16 protein-coding genes are annotated in these 15,689 nt (G+C 45.2%); 11 read left to right on the plus strand and 5 right to left on the minus strand.

Going from position 1 to position 15,689, the window contains the following annotated elements; all coding sequences use genetic code 11:
• Window positions 1–6 precede the first annotated feature (6 nt).
• Genes F9L33_RS04180 through F9L33_RS04205 form a run of 6 tightly spaced genes read left to right on the plus strand, consistent with a single transcriptional unit; the run spans window position 7 to window position 6,485 of the window.
• On the plus strand, window positions 7–1,716 hold the full coding sequence (locus F9L33_RS04180; protein ID WP_152141469.1) for a hydantoinase B/oxoprolinase family protein: 1,710 nt from the start codon (window positions 7–9) through the stop codon (window positions 1,714–1,716).
• Window positions 1,713–2,939 carry an FAD-binding oxidoreductase gene (locus F9L33_RS04185; RefSeq protein ID WP_152141470.1) on the plus strand — a complete coding sequence of 409 codons (1,227 nt, stop codon included), beginning with the start codon at window positions 1,713–1,715 and terminating at the stop codon, window positions 2,937–2,939. The genes F9L33_RS04180 and F9L33_RS04185 overlap by 4 nt, the downstream gene beginning before the upstream one ends.
• The gene (locus F9L33_RS04190; protein WP_152141471.1) at window positions 2,939–3,712 is read left to right on the plus strand and encodes an HpcH/HpaI aldolase/citrate lyase family protein; all 774 of its coding nucleotides are present in this window, start codon (window positions 2,939–2,941) and stop codon (window positions 3,710–3,712) included. Before F9L33_RS04185 ends, F9L33_RS04190 begins: the two co-directional genes overlap by 1 nt.
• Window positions 3,709–4,923 (plus strand): pyridoxal phosphate-dependent aminotransferase, encoded by a 1,215-nt coding sequence (locus F9L33_RS04195; RefSeq protein ID WP_152141472.1) that lies wholly within the window; start codon window positions 3,709–3,711, stop codon window positions 4,921–4,923. Before F9L33_RS04190 ends, F9L33_RS04195 begins: the two co-directional genes overlap by 4 nt.
• Before the next feature lie 8 nt (window positions 4,924–4,931).
• Window positions 4,932–5,777, plus strand: a complete 846-nt coding sequence (locus tag F9L33_RS04200) for an NAD(P)-dependent oxidoreductase (RefSeq protein ID WP_152141473.1) — start codon at window positions 4,932–4,934, stop codon at window positions 5,775–5,777.
• A 3-nt stretch (window positions 5,778–5,780) separates the two neighbouring features.
• A complete protein-coding gene (locus F9L33_RS04205; protein WP_152141474.1) occupies window positions 5,781–6,485 on the plus strand; it encodes an SDR family oxidoreductase in 705 nt (234 codons plus the stop codon).
• A 46-nt stretch (window positions 6,486–6,531) separates the two neighbouring features.
• Here F9L33_RS04205 and F9L33_RS04210 read toward each other — a convergent pair whose 3' ends face one another.
• Window positions 6,532–6,963, minus strand: coding sequence for an Lrp/AsnC family transcriptional regulator (locus F9L33_RS04210; RefSeq protein WP_152141475.1), 432 nt, complete (start codon window positions 6,961–6,963; stop codon window positions 6,532–6,534).
• A gap of 120 nt (window positions 6,964–7,083) precedes the next feature.
• Between F9L33_RS04210 and rocF the strand changes: the two genes are divergently transcribed.
• The 3 genes from rocF to F9L33_RS04225 are packed head-to-tail and all read left to right on the plus strand — an operon-like array spanning window position 7,084 to window position 9,382.
• Window positions 7,084–8,010: an arginase gene (gene rocF, locus F9L33_RS04215; protein WP_152141476.1), complete on the plus strand. Its 927-nt coding sequence runs from the start codon at window positions 7,084–7,086 to the stop codon at window positions 8,008–8,010.
• Window positions 8,010–8,312, plus strand: coding sequence for an arginine deiminase-related protein (locus tag F9L33_RS04220; protein ID WP_152141477.1), 303 nt, complete (start codon window positions 8,010–8,012; stop codon window positions 8,310–8,312). The genes rocF and F9L33_RS04220 overlap by 1 nt, the downstream gene beginning before the upstream one ends.
• Before the next feature lie 20 nt (window positions 8,313–8,332).
• Window positions 8,333–9,382: an ornithine cyclodeaminase gene (locus tag F9L33_RS04225; RefSeq protein WP_152141478.1), complete on the plus strand. Its 1,050-nt coding sequence runs from the start codon at window positions 8,333–8,335 to the stop codon at window positions 9,380–9,382.
• A 2-nt stretch (window positions 9,383–9,384) separates the two neighbouring features.
• Here F9L33_RS04225 and F9L33_RS04230 read toward each other — a convergent pair whose 3' ends face one another.
• From F9L33_RS04230 to F9L33_RS04245, 4 genes are read right to left on the minus strand one after another with little or no spacing between them, the layout of a single operon-like run.
• Window positions 9,385–10,359 (minus strand): D-glycerate dehydrogenase, encoded by a 975-nt coding sequence (locus F9L33_RS04230; protein WP_152141479.1) that lies wholly within the window; start codon window positions 10,357–10,359, stop codon window positions 9,385–9,387.
• Window positions 10,360–10,380: 21 nt separating this feature from the next.
• Complete coding sequence (sucD, locus tag F9L33_RS04235; protein ID WP_152141480.1) at window positions 10,381–11,259, minus strand: succinate--CoA ligase subunit alpha; 879 nt, start codon at window positions 11,257–11,259, stop codon at window positions 10,381–10,383.
• A 1-nt stretch (window position 11,260) separates the two neighbouring features.
• Window positions 11,261–12,457 carry a malate--CoA ligase subunit beta gene (locus tag F9L33_RS04240; RefSeq protein ID WP_152141481.1) on the minus strand — a complete coding sequence of 399 codons (1,197 nt, stop codon included), beginning with the start codon at window positions 12,455–12,457 and terminating at the stop codon, window positions 11,261–11,263.
• A gap of 12 nt (window positions 12,458–12,469) precedes the next feature.
• A complete protein-coding gene (locus tag F9L33_RS04245; protein WP_152141482.1) occupies window positions 12,470–13,717 on the minus strand; it encodes an aminotransferase class V-fold PLP-dependent enzyme in 1,248 nt (415 codons plus the stop codon).
• A 221-nt stretch (window positions 13,718–13,938) separates the two neighbouring features.
• Between F9L33_RS04245 and F9L33_RS04250 the strand changes: the two genes are divergently transcribed.
• Together F9L33_RS04250 and F9L33_RS04255 are read left to right on the plus strand one after the other, a co-directional pair.
• Window positions 13,939–14,607, plus strand: a complete 669-nt coding sequence (locus F9L33_RS04250) for a response regulator transcription factor (RefSeq protein ID WP_152141483.1) — start codon at window positions 13,939–13,941, stop codon at window positions 14,605–14,607.
• 101 nt (window positions 14,608–14,708) lie between these two features.
• Window positions 14,709–15,686 (plus strand): CoA ester lyase, encoded by a 978-nt coding sequence (locus F9L33_RS04255; RefSeq protein WP_152141484.1) that lies wholly within the window; start codon window positions 14,709–14,711, stop codon window positions 15,684–15,686.
• Window positions 15,687–15,689 lie beyond the last annotated feature (3 nt).

Consider the following 15,689-nt stretch of genomic DNA (forward strand, 5'->3'; position numbering starts at 1 on the left):
AGAATAATGGCAAAAGAACATTCAAACGTCGCCTATCAGGTCATGTGGAACCGCATGATTTCAGTTGTAGAGGAACAAGCACAAGCCTTGGTTCGTACAGCGTTTTCGACATCTGTTCGTGAAGCGGGCGATTTGTCTGCTGGTGTTTATGATACCAAAGGCAACATGCTGGCTCAAGCGGTGACAGGCACACCAGGTCACGTGAACGCTATGGCAGATGCTGTAGCGCACTTCATCCGCCGCATTGGTCGCCAAAATATCATGCAAGGTGATGTTTACATTACCAATGACCCTTGGGAAGGCACAGGCCACCTCCATGACATCACTATGGTAACACCATCTTTTCATAATGATGCGCTCGTTGGCTTTTTTGCGTGTACTGCCCACATCGTTGATATTGGCGGGCGTGGTTTTGGTGCTGATGCAGCAAGTGTTTATGAAGAAGGTCTTTATATTCCGATCATGAAATTCGCAGCAGGCGGTGAAGTAGACAAGACGCTTGTTTCAATCATTCGCGGCAATGTGCGTGAACCAGATCAGTTGATCGGTGACATCTATGCTTTGACAACATGTAACGAAATTGGCCACCGCCGTTTGATCGATATGATGGAAGAATTCGAGTTGGATGATCTAAATGGTATCGGTACATTCATTCTTGAAAATTCACGCCGCGCCACAATCGAACGTATCGCGGGTCTGCCACGCAAAGAGGCAACAGGCGAAATGACAGTTGATGGCTTTAGCGAGCCGATCACATTAAAAGTGAAACTGACGATTGAGGAGGATCGTATCCTATCGGATTTCGAAGGATCATCAGGCTTGGATAAAAAAGGGATTAACTGCCCATTGGTCTATGCAAAAGCTTATGCTTGTTATGCATTGAAATGCGCAATCGCGCCAGAAATTCCAAACAATGCAGCATCACTCGCACCATTTGAAATCACAGCCCCAGAGAATTCTATTGTGAATGCGCTACATCCTGCACCCGTTGCATTACGCCATATAGTTGGTCACTTCGTACCTGACACAGTTTATGATGCTCTGGACAAAATTTTACCAAATACCGTTCCTGCCGAAGGTGCTGGTTGTTTGTGTAACTTCCAAGTGTCGTTGCGCCCACGTATGGATGCACCAGCCCCTGAAGACGCTGTTCGCTCAGAAGTTTTGACATTCAACTCTGGTGGTTCTGGTGCGCGTCCCCTGCATGATGGTTTGAATGCCACAGCATTCCCATCAGGTGTTATGACTATGCCAGTCGAAGCAACTGAACATGCAGGCCCAGTCATCATTTGGCGCAAAGAGTTACGTCCAGACAGCGGTGGCGCAGGTGCACAACGTGGTGGATTGGGGCAATATATGGAAGTTGGGGCGCGTGAAGGGCACGAGTTCGACATACAAGCCATGTTTGACCGTGTTGATCACCCTGCACGCGGTCGCCAAGGTGGTCAAAATGGTGCGCCAACAGTTATTATCCAAGACGATGGCACTAAAATGAATGGCAAGGGCAAGCAATTCGTAGCCCATGGTCGCCGCGTTATGATGGCTTTCCCAGGTGGTGCTGGTTACGGCAACCCATCTGATCGTGATGCAAAACTTGTACACAGAGACCTTGTAAGGGGGTATATTTCTGCCAAAGTAGCAAAAAATGATTACGGTATGCCAGATGCCGATATCGCAGATATTCTTAATACAGTTAAAAAGGGAGAAGCTTTATGATAAGCAAAATCATATCGTTGCAAGCACCTGCTAAAACCAATTATGACGTTGTCATCGTCGGTGGCGCCATTATGGGGGCTTCAGTAGCATGGTTCTTATCAGACAATCCCGATTTTGATGGTAGCGTACTTGTGGTCGAAAAAGACCCAAGTTATCAGTATTCCTGCACTGGAGCGACCAACAGCTGTATGCGCCAACAGTTTAGCAGTGAAATAAATGTTAAGTGCTCACAATTCGCTGCTGATTTTGTGAAAAATCTACGCCAATACATGGGTAATGACCACCGTGTGCCGGATCTGAAAATACAAAATTTTGGATATATGTATTTGGCGGATACAGAAGGTTTTGCAAATATTTTACGCGAAAGCCACGCTATCCAAGCGGCCGCAGGCGCTGGTACAAAATTATTAACACCAGAAAAGATAAAAGCTGCCTACCCATTCTATAATGTCGATGACATCGTTTTAGGTAGCTTAAACCTTATTGATGAAGGATATTGGGATTCCATAACGGTTTTCGATTGGTGGCGTAAATCTGCCCGTGAGCGCGGTGTGGAATACATCACAAACGAGACTGTAAGTATGACAAAGAATACAGCCGGCACTCGTGTTGAAAGTATTACCTTGAAGTCTGGCGAAGTCATATCCTGTGGTAAAGTTGTAAATTGTTCTGGTGCACGCGCAATTGAAACCGCAAAAATGGCTGGTATTACGATCCCTGTGGAACCACGCAAACGCTTCACTTGGATTTTTGACACCGAAGATAAACTCGATCGTCCCTTGCCTTTGACAATCGATCCATCTGGGGTGCATGTCCGTCAAGAAGGTGCAAACAACTATCAGGCTGGTGGTCACGCTGATTATGATCCTGCAGTAGATTACGACGATTTTGAGATGGATCATAATTTATGGCAGGACCACATATGGCCAACCTTGGCGGCACGCATTCCACAGTTTGAAGCTATTAAGGTTACGAATGAATGGGCTGGCCACTACGCGTATAACGTCTTTGATCACAACATGATCCTTGGTCATCATAATCAGGTTGGAAATTTTTACTTTCTAAATGGCGACTCTGGTCATGGCTTACAACAATCCCCGGCTATGGGCCGCGGTGTAGCTGAGCTTTTAACATACGGTGAATATCGCACACTCGACTTATCTGTCTTTGATTATAGCCGCATAGTGAAAAATGAACCCTTTATTGAAAAGGCCGTGATTTGATGAAACTTCCTGTAAATCCATTCACGCAAGCCATTAAAAAGGGCGAAAAACAAATTGGTCTTTGGGTGGGATATGGCAATAATTTCGCGGCCGAGATCATCGCAAGCGCGGGTTATGATTGGGTTGTGGTTGATATGGAACATTCACCAAACGATTATCATTCTGTCTTATCTCAACTTCAAGCATTTGAAGCTTATCCAACGACCGCTCTTGTTCGCCCAGATTGGAACGATACCGTCAAAGTCAAACGTTTGTTAGATATTGGTGCAAATGGCTTGGTCTTCCCGATGGTTCAAAATGTTGAAGAAGCCAAAAACGCTGTAGCAGCAACACGTTATCCCCCTCGTGGTGTACGCGGTGTCAGTGGTTCGACACGTGCTGCAAAATTTGGACGGATTACGGATTATTTCCAACGCATTGAGGAAGAAACGACAATCATCCTGCAATTGGAAACGATTGAAGCTTTAAACAATGCAGAAGAAATTGCCAATGTTGACGGCGTTCATGGTGTTTTCTTTGGCCCCTCCGATATTGCAGCAGACCTTGGTAAAATCGGCAAACCAATGGACCAAGAGGTCTGGAATAATATTTTGCCTGTTGCCCAAAAACTAATGGATAAAGGTATCCCTGTTGGTACCCTAGTTCTTGATCCCGCTTTCGCAGCTAAATTACTGAATGATGGCTTTACATTTGTGGCTTGCGGCATGGACACAGCCCTTTTGGCACGCAGTTCAGAGGCGCTTTTGGCAAGTGTTAAAAAGGACATGAAATGAATTACGCCTCTTCACGCCTAACACCTGTGAAACCATCTGCATCTGCCGCAGTCAGTCAAAATGCGAAAGCGTTAAAGGCCGAAGGTCATGACGTTATTGATGTTGGCCTGGGTGAGCCTGATTTTGATACACCAGCTCATATTATCCAAGCGGCTTATGACGCTGCAAAGTCAGGTCAAACACGTTACCCACCAACGGGTGGTACAGCGGATATGAAAAATGCTGTGGTCGCCAAATTGGCGCGTGAGAACAATCAAACATATACGCCTGACGAAATTATCGTTTCAAACGGTGCAAAACAGGTCTTGTTCAACGCTTTTATGGCAACATTAGAAACAGGTGACGAAGTTCTGTTATGCGCCCCATACTTTGGCCAATATAAAGATATTGTTTTGATCTTGGGTGGTACACCAACAGTTCTGCCTTGTTCCGCTGAAAGTGGGTTTCGCCTGACACCACAGATGTTAGAGGCTGCAATTACGCCAAAAACACGTTGGTTGTTGATCAATTCACCGTCTAACCCATCTGGCGCAATATATACCCCAAAAGAGTTAAAAGCATTGGGGGCCGTTATTGCAAAACACCCAAACCTTTTGGTTATGTCTGATGAAATCTATGAACACATCCTGTTTGACGGGCAAACATTCACATCTTTTACCGATGCAAACCCAAACCTGCGTGATCAAACTCTAATCGTGAATGGCGTTTCCAAAGCCTACGCCATGACAGGTTGGCGCATTGGATATGGTGCTGGTCCAGTTGGATTAATCAATGCCATGGTCAAAGTGCAATCACAGATTTGTTCTGGTGCGTGCTCTATCGCCCAAGCCGCAGCAACTGCTGCTTTGAATGGCCCGCAACATGATGTGCGAATGTTCAACAAAGCCTTTGAAAAACGCCGCAACCTGATCGTGGATAGAGTGGCCGAAACCAATGGGCTGACATTGGATGCACCAGGCGGGGCTTTCTATGCCTATATCGGCTGCGCAGCTTATATAGGTGCTGTGACCCCAAAAGGTGATGTGATATCAGATGATGTCGCTTTTGCTGATTACATCCTAAAGGATGCAAAAGTAGCTTCTGTTCCTGGTTCAGCTTATGACCTTTCCCCTTTCTTTCGGATTTCCACAGCGACATCCGAAGATGTTCTAAACGAAGCTATGGACCGTATTGCGGTCAGTGTTTCAAAACTCACACCAAAAGAAAAATGAGTCCAATTATGAAAAAAATCGTTTTAACAGGCGCAGCGGGCCGTCTTGGGTCTTATCTTCGCGAACATGTTGCAAAATTAGCGGATGAGTTCGTCTCAACTGATTTGGTTGATAATGTTGAGAACATTCTGCCTAATGAAACATATGTCAAAGCCGATTTGACAAATCTTGATGAAATTGTGGAACTGCTTAAAGGCGCTGATATGGTTGTTCATTTTGGCGCCTATGGCGATGAATCTACTTTTGAGACGATCCTTGGGCCAAATATTATCGGTGCTTATAACATTTGGGAGGCTGCCTATCGCAACGGTGTACGCCGCGTAGTTTATGCCAGTTCCATCCATGCTGTTGGTATGCATCCTAAGAACGAATTTATCGGCACAGATGCACCACACCGTCCAGATACATTCTATGGCCTTGCAAAATGTTTCTCTGAGGATTTAGCAAGCTTATATTGGGACAAACGCGGTGTTGAATCCATCTGTATGCGCATTCTATCTTGCGCAAATGTGACCAACCCACGTGCGGTTGGATCATGGTTGTCTTACCCTGACTTGGCTCATTTGGTGGAACGTTGTGTGACAACACCAGTTTGTGGTTTTTCAATTATTTATGGGGTTTCAAATAATGATCGCGCACCTGTTGATAATGCCAAGGCAAGCTTTATTGGATATCGCCCAAAAGACAATGCCGAACAATTCGCAGAAGAAATGTTCGCACAAGCTGGTACTTTGAATACAACAGATTTCGGAAACATGTGCCACGGCGGCCCTTTCGCAGCGATAGAATTGGGCAACAGTGGCCTTGCACAATTAAACCTGAATGAAAAAACAGCGTCCCAAAAGGAGGGCTAAGATATGTTAAATAAACCAGTTGCATTAATCGTTGGTGGCGGAAGCGGTATTGGTGCCGATACTGCAAAGAAGATGTCTGAAATCGGGTATGATGTTGCTGTTATGTCTTCCTCAGGCAAAGGTGAAGCCCTTGGCAAAGGATTAGGTGGCCTTGGCTTTACTGGCTCAAACCAAGTTGTTGAAGACTTACAAGCTTTTGTGGATGCTGCTATGAACCGTTTCGGTCGCATTGATGCTGTGATCAATTGTACAGGCCATGGCCCAAACGGCCCGATCATGGATATCACAGATGAAAATTGGCATATCGGTTTGGATGTTTATTATATGAATGTCGTCCGTATCACACGTATGGTGCTGCCGATCATGCAAAAACAGGGTTCTGGTTCTATCGTGAACATCTCAACATTCGCAGCGTTCGAACCCGATCCTGACTTTCCAACATCTGCAATCTTCCGTGCAAGCTTGGCAACATTTACAAAATTGTTCAGCACGAAATATGCCGCAGAAGGCATTCGTATGAACAACATCTTGCCAGGTTTCATCGACAGCTTGCCAGAGAAACCAGATCGCGTGGCCCGTATTCCTGCTGGCCGTTATGCGAAAGTACGCGAATTGGCCGAAACAGTTGCATTTCTAGCAACAGACGCATCTAGTTATGTGACTGGTCAAAACTTGCGCGTTGATGGCGGCTTAACTGCATCTGTGTAAAACAATAAAGAGGAAAGCAGATATTTTTCTGCTTCCCCTACCCATTTTAAGCTTTTGTCGACATTTTCGTAGCCAAAAGTAAATTTGTTTCGCTAGACATAACCCCATCAATGCGTCGAATACGCGATAAGACTTCATCTAAACCTTCAAGTGTCTCAGTACCAAGTTCCAAAATTAAATCCCACTTTCCATTCGTTGCATGAATAGCCTGAACAGCAGATAGACCACCCAATTGGCGTTTAATTCTATCAGCACCAATCCCTTCGATCGCCAACATCGTCAACCCCCTCACTGGGCTACGTTGAGTGTCCTCTTTTAGGATCACCGTAAACCCCAATATAGTTCCCTCACTGACCAAACGATCAAGGCGTGAGCGTACAGTCACACGTGACAGGCCAATGACATCAGAAAGATCAGATAAAGACATCCTAGAATCGCGTCGCAATTCCGAGATGATTTGACGATCGCGACTATCCATTTTGTATATATTACCTTTCGATTTGATATATTGATGCTCATTTTATACAATTTAATGACTATTATCCATATCATCTTGGTGAGATTTTCCAAATGTATCAAAATCCAAAAGGCGATATGGATGAAAAACAGACACTGCATACTTATTGGCGCACCAGTCGATAGCGGAAAGCATCGCAAAGGTTGCCTTATGGGGCCAGATGCATATCGTACGGCTGAAATCGCTGATACCATTACTAAATTAGGGTATACGGTTGAAGACATCGGTAACGTAGCACCTGCTCCGCAAATAGATGCATCATGCGCCAACGAATTGGTTCATTCATTGGCGGAAACAATTGCATGGTCTGATACTTTAAGATCAACATCTAATAAATTGGTATCAAAAGGCTTTCCTATTTTTCTAGGTGGTGATCATGCTTTATCAATTGGCTCAGTAGCAGGTGTTGCTGATTATGCAGCAACTCAGGGGCGTCCATTATTTGTTTTATGGTTGGATGCACATACGGATTTGCACACCCCACTAACTACAGACTCTGGTAATTTGCACGGAACATCACTTGGATATATTTCTGGCCTAGACGGTTTTGATGCCTTTTCCCCAATGACACACCCTGTTCCAGCCGAAAATATCTGCATGATCGGCCTTCGGTCTGTAGACATTCCGGAAAAAGAAGCCATAGCAGGCAGTGAAATGACAGCGGTGGACATGCGCGCCATAGACGAGCACGGCATCGCACGGCCCCTCGCAGCATTTTTAAAGAAAGTATCCGCCGCCAATGGTATGCTGCATGTATCATTGGACGTTGATTTCATTGACCCGTCTATTGCACCCGCTGTTGGCACAACGGTACCTGGTGGCGCTACATTTCGTGAAGCCCATCATGTGATGGAAATCTTACATGAAAGTAACTTGGTCACTTCACTTGACCTTGTCGAATTGAACCCCTTCCTTGATGAGCGCGGCCGCACAGCATCCTTAATAGTTGATCTGACTGCTTCATTGCTCGGCCGGCGTATCTTTGATCGTTATACACGGAGCTTTTGATGTCTCTACAAGCACCTTCATCCGTTATCATGATAAGACCACATAAATTCGTACCGAAACCAGAAACCTTAGCTGATAATAGTTTTCAAACGGCTGTAATAGGAGCAGCGGCAGATATAGTAAATCAAACCCGCAAAGAGTTTGATGACGCGGTTATGAAGTTAGAGGGTCGTGGCATCACTGTACATATATTTCAAGAAGATGGTTCTAAGGGCACACCAGATACTGTCTTTCCCAACAATATAAACCGCTGGCGGCTCTGTGCGTTGCATGATCGTTGGTATTCACCTGTCTTCGCGTAAAATATAATGAAAGATTGAAAATGACTGCACCCACCCCATCCAAACTCGCTTATGTCCCTTTTGTCAGTGTTGATAACATGATGAAACTAATCTGGCGTACTGGTATTGAAGAAACACTCAAAGAATTGGCGGGATATGTCGAAGATGATTTTCGTCGTTGGGAACTGTTTGATAAAACGCCACGTGTTGCATCTCATTCTGCCGAAGGTGTGATTGAACTAATGCCAACATCAGATGGTGAAGTTTACGGGTTTAAATATGTGAATGGGCATCCAAGTAATACAAAAACAGGTCTTCAAACAGTCACAGCGTTTGGATTGCTTGCAGATGTAGCATCTGGCTATCCTGTATTGTTATCTGAAATGACAGTATTAACTGCTCTACGCACAGCAGCAACGTCTGCAATGGTTGCCAAACATCTAGCACCAAAAGGTGCAAAAACATTAGCGCTCATCGGGAACGGCGCACAATCAGAATTCCAAGCTTTAGCAATGAAAGCCATTGTTGGGATTGAACATATACGCCTTTATGACATTGACGCGGCCGCAACGGATAAAGCCATGCGAAACCTAGCGAACAAAGGGGTCACTTTAACAGCTTGTAAAACACCCGAAGAAGCCATTGAAGGTGCTCATATCATCACTACCTGCACAGCCGATAAACAATATGCAACAATTCTGACCGATAATATGGTCGGCGCTGGTGTACACATCAATGCAATTGGCGGTGACTGTCCTGGTAAAACTGAACTACACAAAGACATTCTGACACGTTCAGATGTCTTTGTAGAATATCCGCCGCAAACACGAATTGAAGGTGACATTCAGCAAATGCCCGAAGATTTCCCAGTTACTGAAATGTGGGAGGTTATCAATGGTACTGCGAAAGGCAGAACTGATGATCGTCAAATCACATTATTTGATGGTGTCGGTTTTGCAATCGAGGATTTTTCAGCTTTACGATATGTGAAGGATAAACTGCAAGGCACTGATCTATATGAAGAGTTAGACATGCTTGCAGACCCTGATGACCCTCGGGATCTATTTGGCATGGTACAACGGGCAAAATAGCCTTAAGCAACCCTATCTTTGGGTTCACGTCCCGCAAAAAAGTCAGACAGATTATCTAATACGCGAAACCCCATAGCTTCGCGCGTTTCTCGTGTAGCACTGCCCAAATGAGGTAAAAGTACTGCGTTTTCACAATCAAAAAACTCTTTTGATATGTTCGGTTCCCCATCAAACACATCCAAACCTGCCCCTGCGATTTTATTAGACTTCAATGCATCCACCAAAGCAGGCTCATCTATCACTTCTCCGCGTGCTGTATTGATCAGAAAAGCATCGTTCTTCATCAATTCGAGCTGCTCTCTCCCAATCATATGCTTGTTGCCATCACCACCTGGGCAATGCAAGGAAACGAAATCAGAACGCTTTAACAGTTCATCAACTGATGAGACCTGCATCGCATTTGTTTTAATTGTAATTTCTGGGTTGATTGCAGAACGGTTATAAAAGACAACTTTCATTCCAAAACCATAATGTGCACGTTTTGCCACTTCTTGACCAATACGTCCAAAACCAATGATGCCCAACGTTTTTCCAGTCATACGCGTGCCAAGCAAATGCGTAGGTTGCCACCCACGCCATTGCCCTTGACGTAATTCACGCTCTCCTTCACCTGCGCGGCGTGCAGCCATTAACATCAAGGTCAATGTCAAATCAGCAGTACAGTCAGATAAAACGTCAGGTGTATTCGTCACCATAATATTTGCGGCTTTTGCAGCATCCGTATTGATATGGCTGTAGCCAACACCAAAATTACCAACGATTTTTGTTGTTGGATTGCTCAATTGAAAAGCTTCGTCTGTGATTTTATCTGTCACAGTTGGCAAGATCGCATCGAAACGCGAAAATGCTTCACGAAATCCAGATTGAGAGATTGGAACACGCGCATCACACATCGTGACATCATAATTTTCGACCAAACGCTTTTCTACCGCACTTGGCCAGCGACATGTGACAAGCACTTTTGGTTTATTAGACATGTTCCAATCCCTTTTCTAGATTTACATTATGCTGGCAATAGTTTCGCCAATCACAGATGGATGTTCTGCTACGGTCACACCAGCAGCAGACAAAATCTCTACTTTCTCACTGGCACTTTCACCAAACGCGGAAATAATCGCGCCCGCATGCCCCATTGTGCGACCTTTAGGTGCAGTCAAACCTGCGATGTAAGCCACAACAGGTTTTTTCATATGATCACGGATGTACTCAGCAGCTTCCGCTTCTTGCGGCCCACCAATCTCACCGATCAAAGCAATCACTTCTGTTTTCGGGTCGTTCTCGAACAATTCCAAAATATCACGAAACGAGGAACCATTTATAGGGTCGCCACCGATACCAACACTGGTAGACACACCAATACCAAGCTCTTTCAACTGCGATGCAGCCTCATAGCCAAGCGTACCCGAGCGACCAACAATACCAACTGGACCTTCTTTATAGATGTGCGGTGGCATAATACCCAAGAAGCCTTTGCCTGGTGAAATTGTACCTGCACAGTTTGGGCCCGTTAGAACCATACGGTTTTCAGCTTTATAACGCTTCATATAACGCTTAACACGCATCATATCTTGGGCTGGAATACCGTCTGTAATACAAACACAATATTTGATACCAGCGTCTGCTGCTTCCATAATACTGTCCGCAGCAAAGGGTGGCGGTACAAATACAAGGCTTGCTTCTGCGCCAGTCGCTTCAACAGCTTCTTTCACAGTGTTGAATACAGGAATGCCTTCTACAACTTCGCCACCTTTGCCAGGTGTTACACCTGCAACTACGTTCGTTCCGTACTCCATCATTTCTTTGGCGTGAAATTGCGCCATACGACCTGTGATACCTTGAACCAATACTTTCGTATCATCGTTAATTAAAATGCTCATCTTATACGGCCTTCACTTCTACTTTGTTTGCTTTGTCGCCTTTCCATGCAGATACCGCACGGTCAGCCGCTTCTTTCAATGTGGATGCGCGAATAATCGGCAAGCCACTTTCAGCAAGGATTTTTTGACCTTCTTCAACGTTTGTACCTGACAAACGCACGATTACAGGGATATCAATCGGTTCATCGCGCAATGCTTGAACCACACCTTCAGCAACCCAGTCACAACGGTTGATACCTGCAAAGATATTTACCAAAATAGCTTCAACTTTGGCATCAGAGCGCACCAAACGGAACGCTTTACCAACACGTTCAGGTGTAGCACCACCACCAATGTCCAAGAAGTTTGCAGGTTCGCCACCAGACAATTTAATCGTGTCCATTGTTGCCATAGCAAGACCCGCACCATTCACGATACAACCAATGTTACCGTCCAAGCCAACATAGCTCAAACCGCGGTCAGCAGCATGGCTTTCGCGTGGATCTTCTTGGCTTTTGTCGCGCAACTCAGAAATTTGTGGGTGACGGAACAATGCGTTATCATCGAATGTCATTTTCGCATCCAATGCAATTACACGGTTATCTGTTGTCACCACCAATGGGTTAATCTCAACCATCGTCGCATCACGATCACGGAATGCACGGAAGCACCCCATCAAAGTACGCACCATATGCTGCGTCAAAGCTGGCTCAATACCAAGTTTGAAAGCAATTTCGCGCGCTTGAAATTCAACCAATCCAACAGCAGGATCAATCGTCGCGCGCACAATGGATTCTGGTTTCTTTTCAGATATTTCCTCAATATCCATGCCGCCTTCAGAAGAAGCAACAATCATAATACGTTGGGATGTACGATCCAACACAAAACCCAAATAGATTTCGCGATCAATTGGAACGCCTGCTTCTACGTATAGACGGTAAACACCTTTACCTTCTGGGCCAGTTTGGTGCGTTACCAACTTCTTGCCCAACATAGAAGCTGCCGCTTCTTGAATTTCCACATCGTTTGAGCAAACTTTCACGCCGCCTGCTTTACCGCGACCACCAGCATGAACCTGTGCTTTTACGATCCACTTATCGCCACCCATTTCACGCGCACGGTATGCAGCCTGTTCTGGGCTATAGGCCAAACCGCCCGCAGGGACAGTAACGCCAAAATCCTTTAAAATTTCTTTTGCTTGATATTCATGAATATCCATTAAAGTCTTTCCTTATTCTGCAGCTAATGATTTTGAATAATATGTATCCAAGCGATCATTCACTGCGGTTAAATCCAAATCAGCACCCATTTTATTCATGGCTTCTGCGAAACGGTTCACAATATCTGTGATTGATGCGCGTGTAAGCTGATTCAAAATACCAATGCGAACTTGAACTGGTGCTGAAAGCGTTGGCCAAATACCAAACCCTTCTGCACGACATGCTTGTACAAGTTCCATTTCACGACCTGCCATGTCGTCTGGCAAGTTCAATACAACAAGGCTTGTCATATTTGATGTGACTTCACAGCCCATTGCTGTCACGGCTTCACTCAATGCAGCTTCGTGATAAACATAGTTCGCAGCACGTTTTGCCAAGCCTTCTTGCAATGTAATACGCAAAGCTTCGTGGAATGCAGCAACCGCATAACCAGAGTGTGTACGGTGATACGTACCCTTCTCTACATCTGCACCGTCAACAATACCCCAATGACGAGCTTCCATAATTGGGTGGTGTACGAATGTACGGCAACCAGATGCTTTTAGTGTTTCGATATACTGATCAGTAAAGCTGACAGGCGCATACGTCAGCGGCAAACACAAAACACCTTTTTGCGGACAAGACGCCCAACCAGCGATGCCTGGGTAGTCATCAATTGCAAAGTTTTCAACACCAAGTGATGACACAGCATCGATCAAACCCATTGCTCCATGACGTTCACATGCATCAGAGAAACCACGAATATCATTGATACGGCCAGAACCTGTTTCCCAATGTGCCATGAATGCCCACTTTGGTTTGTATTCAGCCAAAGCAGCTTCAACCATTTCGCCAGTTACAGATTGACCATGTGGAACTTCGATGACGACAACGCTTGCTGCTTTTGGATTAAGCGAATCTACCATCAATTCATTGGCTGTCGCAGCTTTCATATTCAATGTCAGCGCATCAATGCCAGAAAATGTACCGTTTGCAAAAGCAACAACTGTGTCACCAGGCATAACTGCACTGAACATACAATCCAAACCGCTCCAACCCGTACCAGCAACACCGAATGTATAAGTGTTATTCGTGCCAAATAGGCTACGAAGCATGAACTTACATTCCACCATGCCGCGCAAAACATCTGGCTGCATATGATCGGCCATACCCGCATTTGTGAAAGCTTGCAAAACACGCTCATCTGTATTGCCAGGTCCAGGACCAGCTGCCAGTGTATCAGGAATTTCGAGTTGTGGAAAAATTGAATTGGTGGTCATAGAAATGCGCTTTCTGTGGTAAGCCCTAGGGCTAGGTTGATCAGTTGCGCATCAAGAGACCAAAGTAACCGCTTACTGACAACCTTCCTTACTACCGTAATAGTAAGCCTAATAGGATAGTTAAAAAACTATACTTTTGAGTTGATTTTATAATGCATACGAAGATATACTATAAAAATGGGTAGGTTTTGTCGCCCCTCATCAGCAAGGAGTCGTATTCCATGACCACAAACAACACAGGACCAATCCAGATCGTTTTGGCCGACCCGAATCCACTGATCTTATCCGCGATGTCAGAAAAATTCGCATCCGATCCGCGATTCTCGTTGGTATCGACTGTGGTGAATGCTGAGAATTTCATTTCCACTGTGATGCGTGTGCCAGTGGATTTAGGCATCATCTGTTGGAACTTACCGCAACTTGGTGGCGAAAAGATAATCGAAATTCTGCGCGATCATCCCACTGCCCCAAAATTATTGGTCTATTCGCAAAACACATCACAAGACGTGCCGCGCCGCGCTTTGGCTGCTGGTGCCGCTGGGTATTGCGACAAAAGCCAAACTGTTGAAGAATTATTGGACACCTGTACATCCGTGGCTACTGGCAAAATGGTATTCCCCTTTTTGGACATCCGAGAGCTACAGGCTGATCCATTATTTTCGCTCACCAAACGCGAACGCACAATGTTGCAATCACTGGCAGATGGTATGTCAAATAAAGAGCTGGCAACACACTTTGAAATCTCGATCAATACAGTGAAATTTCACCTGTCAAACCTCTATGAAAAATTAGAAGTAAAAAATCGGTCGCAAGCCATCGCATTTTACTATTCCAGACGTTTGGATCAAGCGAAAGGGCCATCAGCGGGAACTGAGTTACGCGCAGAGTGACGTGCGTAAACGTCGCAGTTCAACATCGTTGACAGAATCCCCAATTTTCGGATTTGAATCCTTTCCCGAACGGAAGCTATAATCTGAAGGGATATTTTTTAATGAGCTTTTACACAATCGAACCAGCAACAGCGCGCCTAAATAGAAGCGAACTTGCTGTACCAGGTAGCCAACCTCAAATGTTTGAAAAGGCTGCAAAATCTGACGTTGATGTTATCTTTTTAGACTTAGAAGATGCAGTTGCTCCTGATGATAAAGAGCAGGCTCGTAAGAACATAATCGAAGGCCTGAATGACATCGATTGGGGTAACAAATCTATGTCCATTCGTATCAACGGTCTGGACACACATTATATGTATCGCGATGTAGTGGACATTGTAGAGCAAGCTGGTGAACGCCTAGATTTGATCATGATCCCGAAAGTTGGTACCGCTTCTGACGTCTATGCTATCGACATGTTAGTAACCCAAATTGAAGACGCAAAAGGTTACAAAAAACGCATCGGTTTTGAGCATATTATTGAGACCGCTTTGGGCATGCAAAACGTACATGAAATCGCAAGCGCATCTAAGCGAAATGAGAGCCTACATTTCGGCGTTGCAGACTATGCTGCTAGTACACGTGCACGCACGACAGTGATCGGTGGTGTAAACCCAGATTATTCCGTTCTAACAGACCCTGCTGACGATGGTTCACGTGACGTTCATTGGGGTGATATGTGGCATTACGCTTTAGCACGTATGGTTGTGGCAGCCCGCGCAAATGGCTTGCGCCCAGTTGACGGTCCATTCGGTGACTTCTCTGATCCAGATGGGTATGTTGCTGCTGCAAAACGTGCCGCAGTTCTGGGTTGCGAAGGCAAATGGGCCATTCACCCAAGCCAAATCGCATTGGCAAACGAAGTGATGAGCCCTTCAGCCGCAGAAGTTGAAAAAGCCAACCGCATTCTAGAAGCAATGGCGCAAGCTGCTGCAGAAGGCAAAGGCGCTGTTTCTTTGGATGGTCGCTTGATTGACTATGCATCTATTCGTCAGGCCGAAGTATTGGTGGAAAAAGCCAAGCAAATCGCTGGAAACTAAACT

It is taken from the genome of Amylibacter sp. SFDW26, from assembly GCF_009184395.1.
GTDB lineage: Bacteria > Pseudomonadota > Alphaproteobacteria > Rhodobacterales > Rhodobacteraceae > Amylibacter.

Coding starts and splice junctions, on each gene's coding strand:
- F9L33_RS04180 (WP_152141469.1), top strand. CDS start 7: ATGGCAAAAGAACATTCAAACGTCGCCTATCAGGTCATGTGGAACCGC.
- F9L33_RS04185 (WP_152141470.1), top strand. CDS start 1,713: ATGATAAGCAAAATCATATCGTTGCAAGCACCTGCTAAAACCAATTAT.
- F9L33_RS04190 (WP_152141471.1), top strand. CDS start 2,939: ATGAAACTTCCTGTAAATCCATTCACGCAAGCCATTAAAAAGGGCGAA.
- F9L33_RS04195 (WP_152141472.1), top strand. CDS start 3,709: ATGAATTACGCCTCTTCACGCCTAACACCTGTGAAACCATCTGCATCT.
- F9L33_RS04200 (WP_152141473.1), top strand. CDS start 4,932: ATGAAAAAAATCGTTTTAACAGGCGCAGCGGGCCGTCTTGGGTCTTAT.
- F9L33_RS04205 (WP_152141474.1), top strand. CDS start 5,781: ATGTTAAATAAACCAGTTGCATTAATCGTTGGTGGCGGAAGCGGTATT.
- F9L33_RS04210 (WP_152141475.1), bottom strand. CDS start 6,963: ATGGATAGTCGCGATCGTCAAATCATCTCGGAATTGCGACGCGATTCT.
- rocF (WP_152141476.1), top strand. CDS start 7,084: ATGAAAAACAGACACTGCATACTTATTGGCGCACCAGTCGATAGCGGA.
- F9L33_RS04220 (WP_152141477.1), top strand. CDS start 8,010: ATGTCTCTACAAGCACCTTCATCCGTTATCATGATAAGACCACATAAA.
- F9L33_RS04225 (WP_152141478.1), top strand. CDS start 8,333: ATGACTGCACCCACCCCATCCAAACTCGCTTATGTCCCTTTTGTCAGT.
- F9L33_RS04230 (WP_152141479.1), bottom strand. CDS start 10,359: ATGTCTAATAAACCAAAAGTGCTTGTCACATGTCGCTGGCCAAGTGCG.
- sucD (WP_152141480.1), bottom strand. CDS start 11,259: ATGAGCATTTTAATTAACGATGATACGAAAGTATTGGTTCAAGGTATC.
- F9L33_RS04240 (WP_152141481.1), bottom strand. CDS start 12,457: ATGGATATTCATGAATATCAAGCAAAAGAAATTTTAAAGGATTTTGGC.
- F9L33_RS04245 (WP_152141482.1), bottom strand. CDS start 13,717: ATGACCACCAATTCAATTTTTCCACAACTCGAAATTCCTGATACACTG.
- F9L33_RS04250 (WP_152141483.1), top strand. CDS start 13,939: ATGACCACAAACAACACAGGACCAATCCAGATCGTTTTGGCCGACCCG.
- F9L33_RS04255 (WP_152141484.1), top strand. CDS start 14,709: ATGAGCTTTTACACAATCGAACCAGCAACAGCGCGCCTAAATAGAAGC.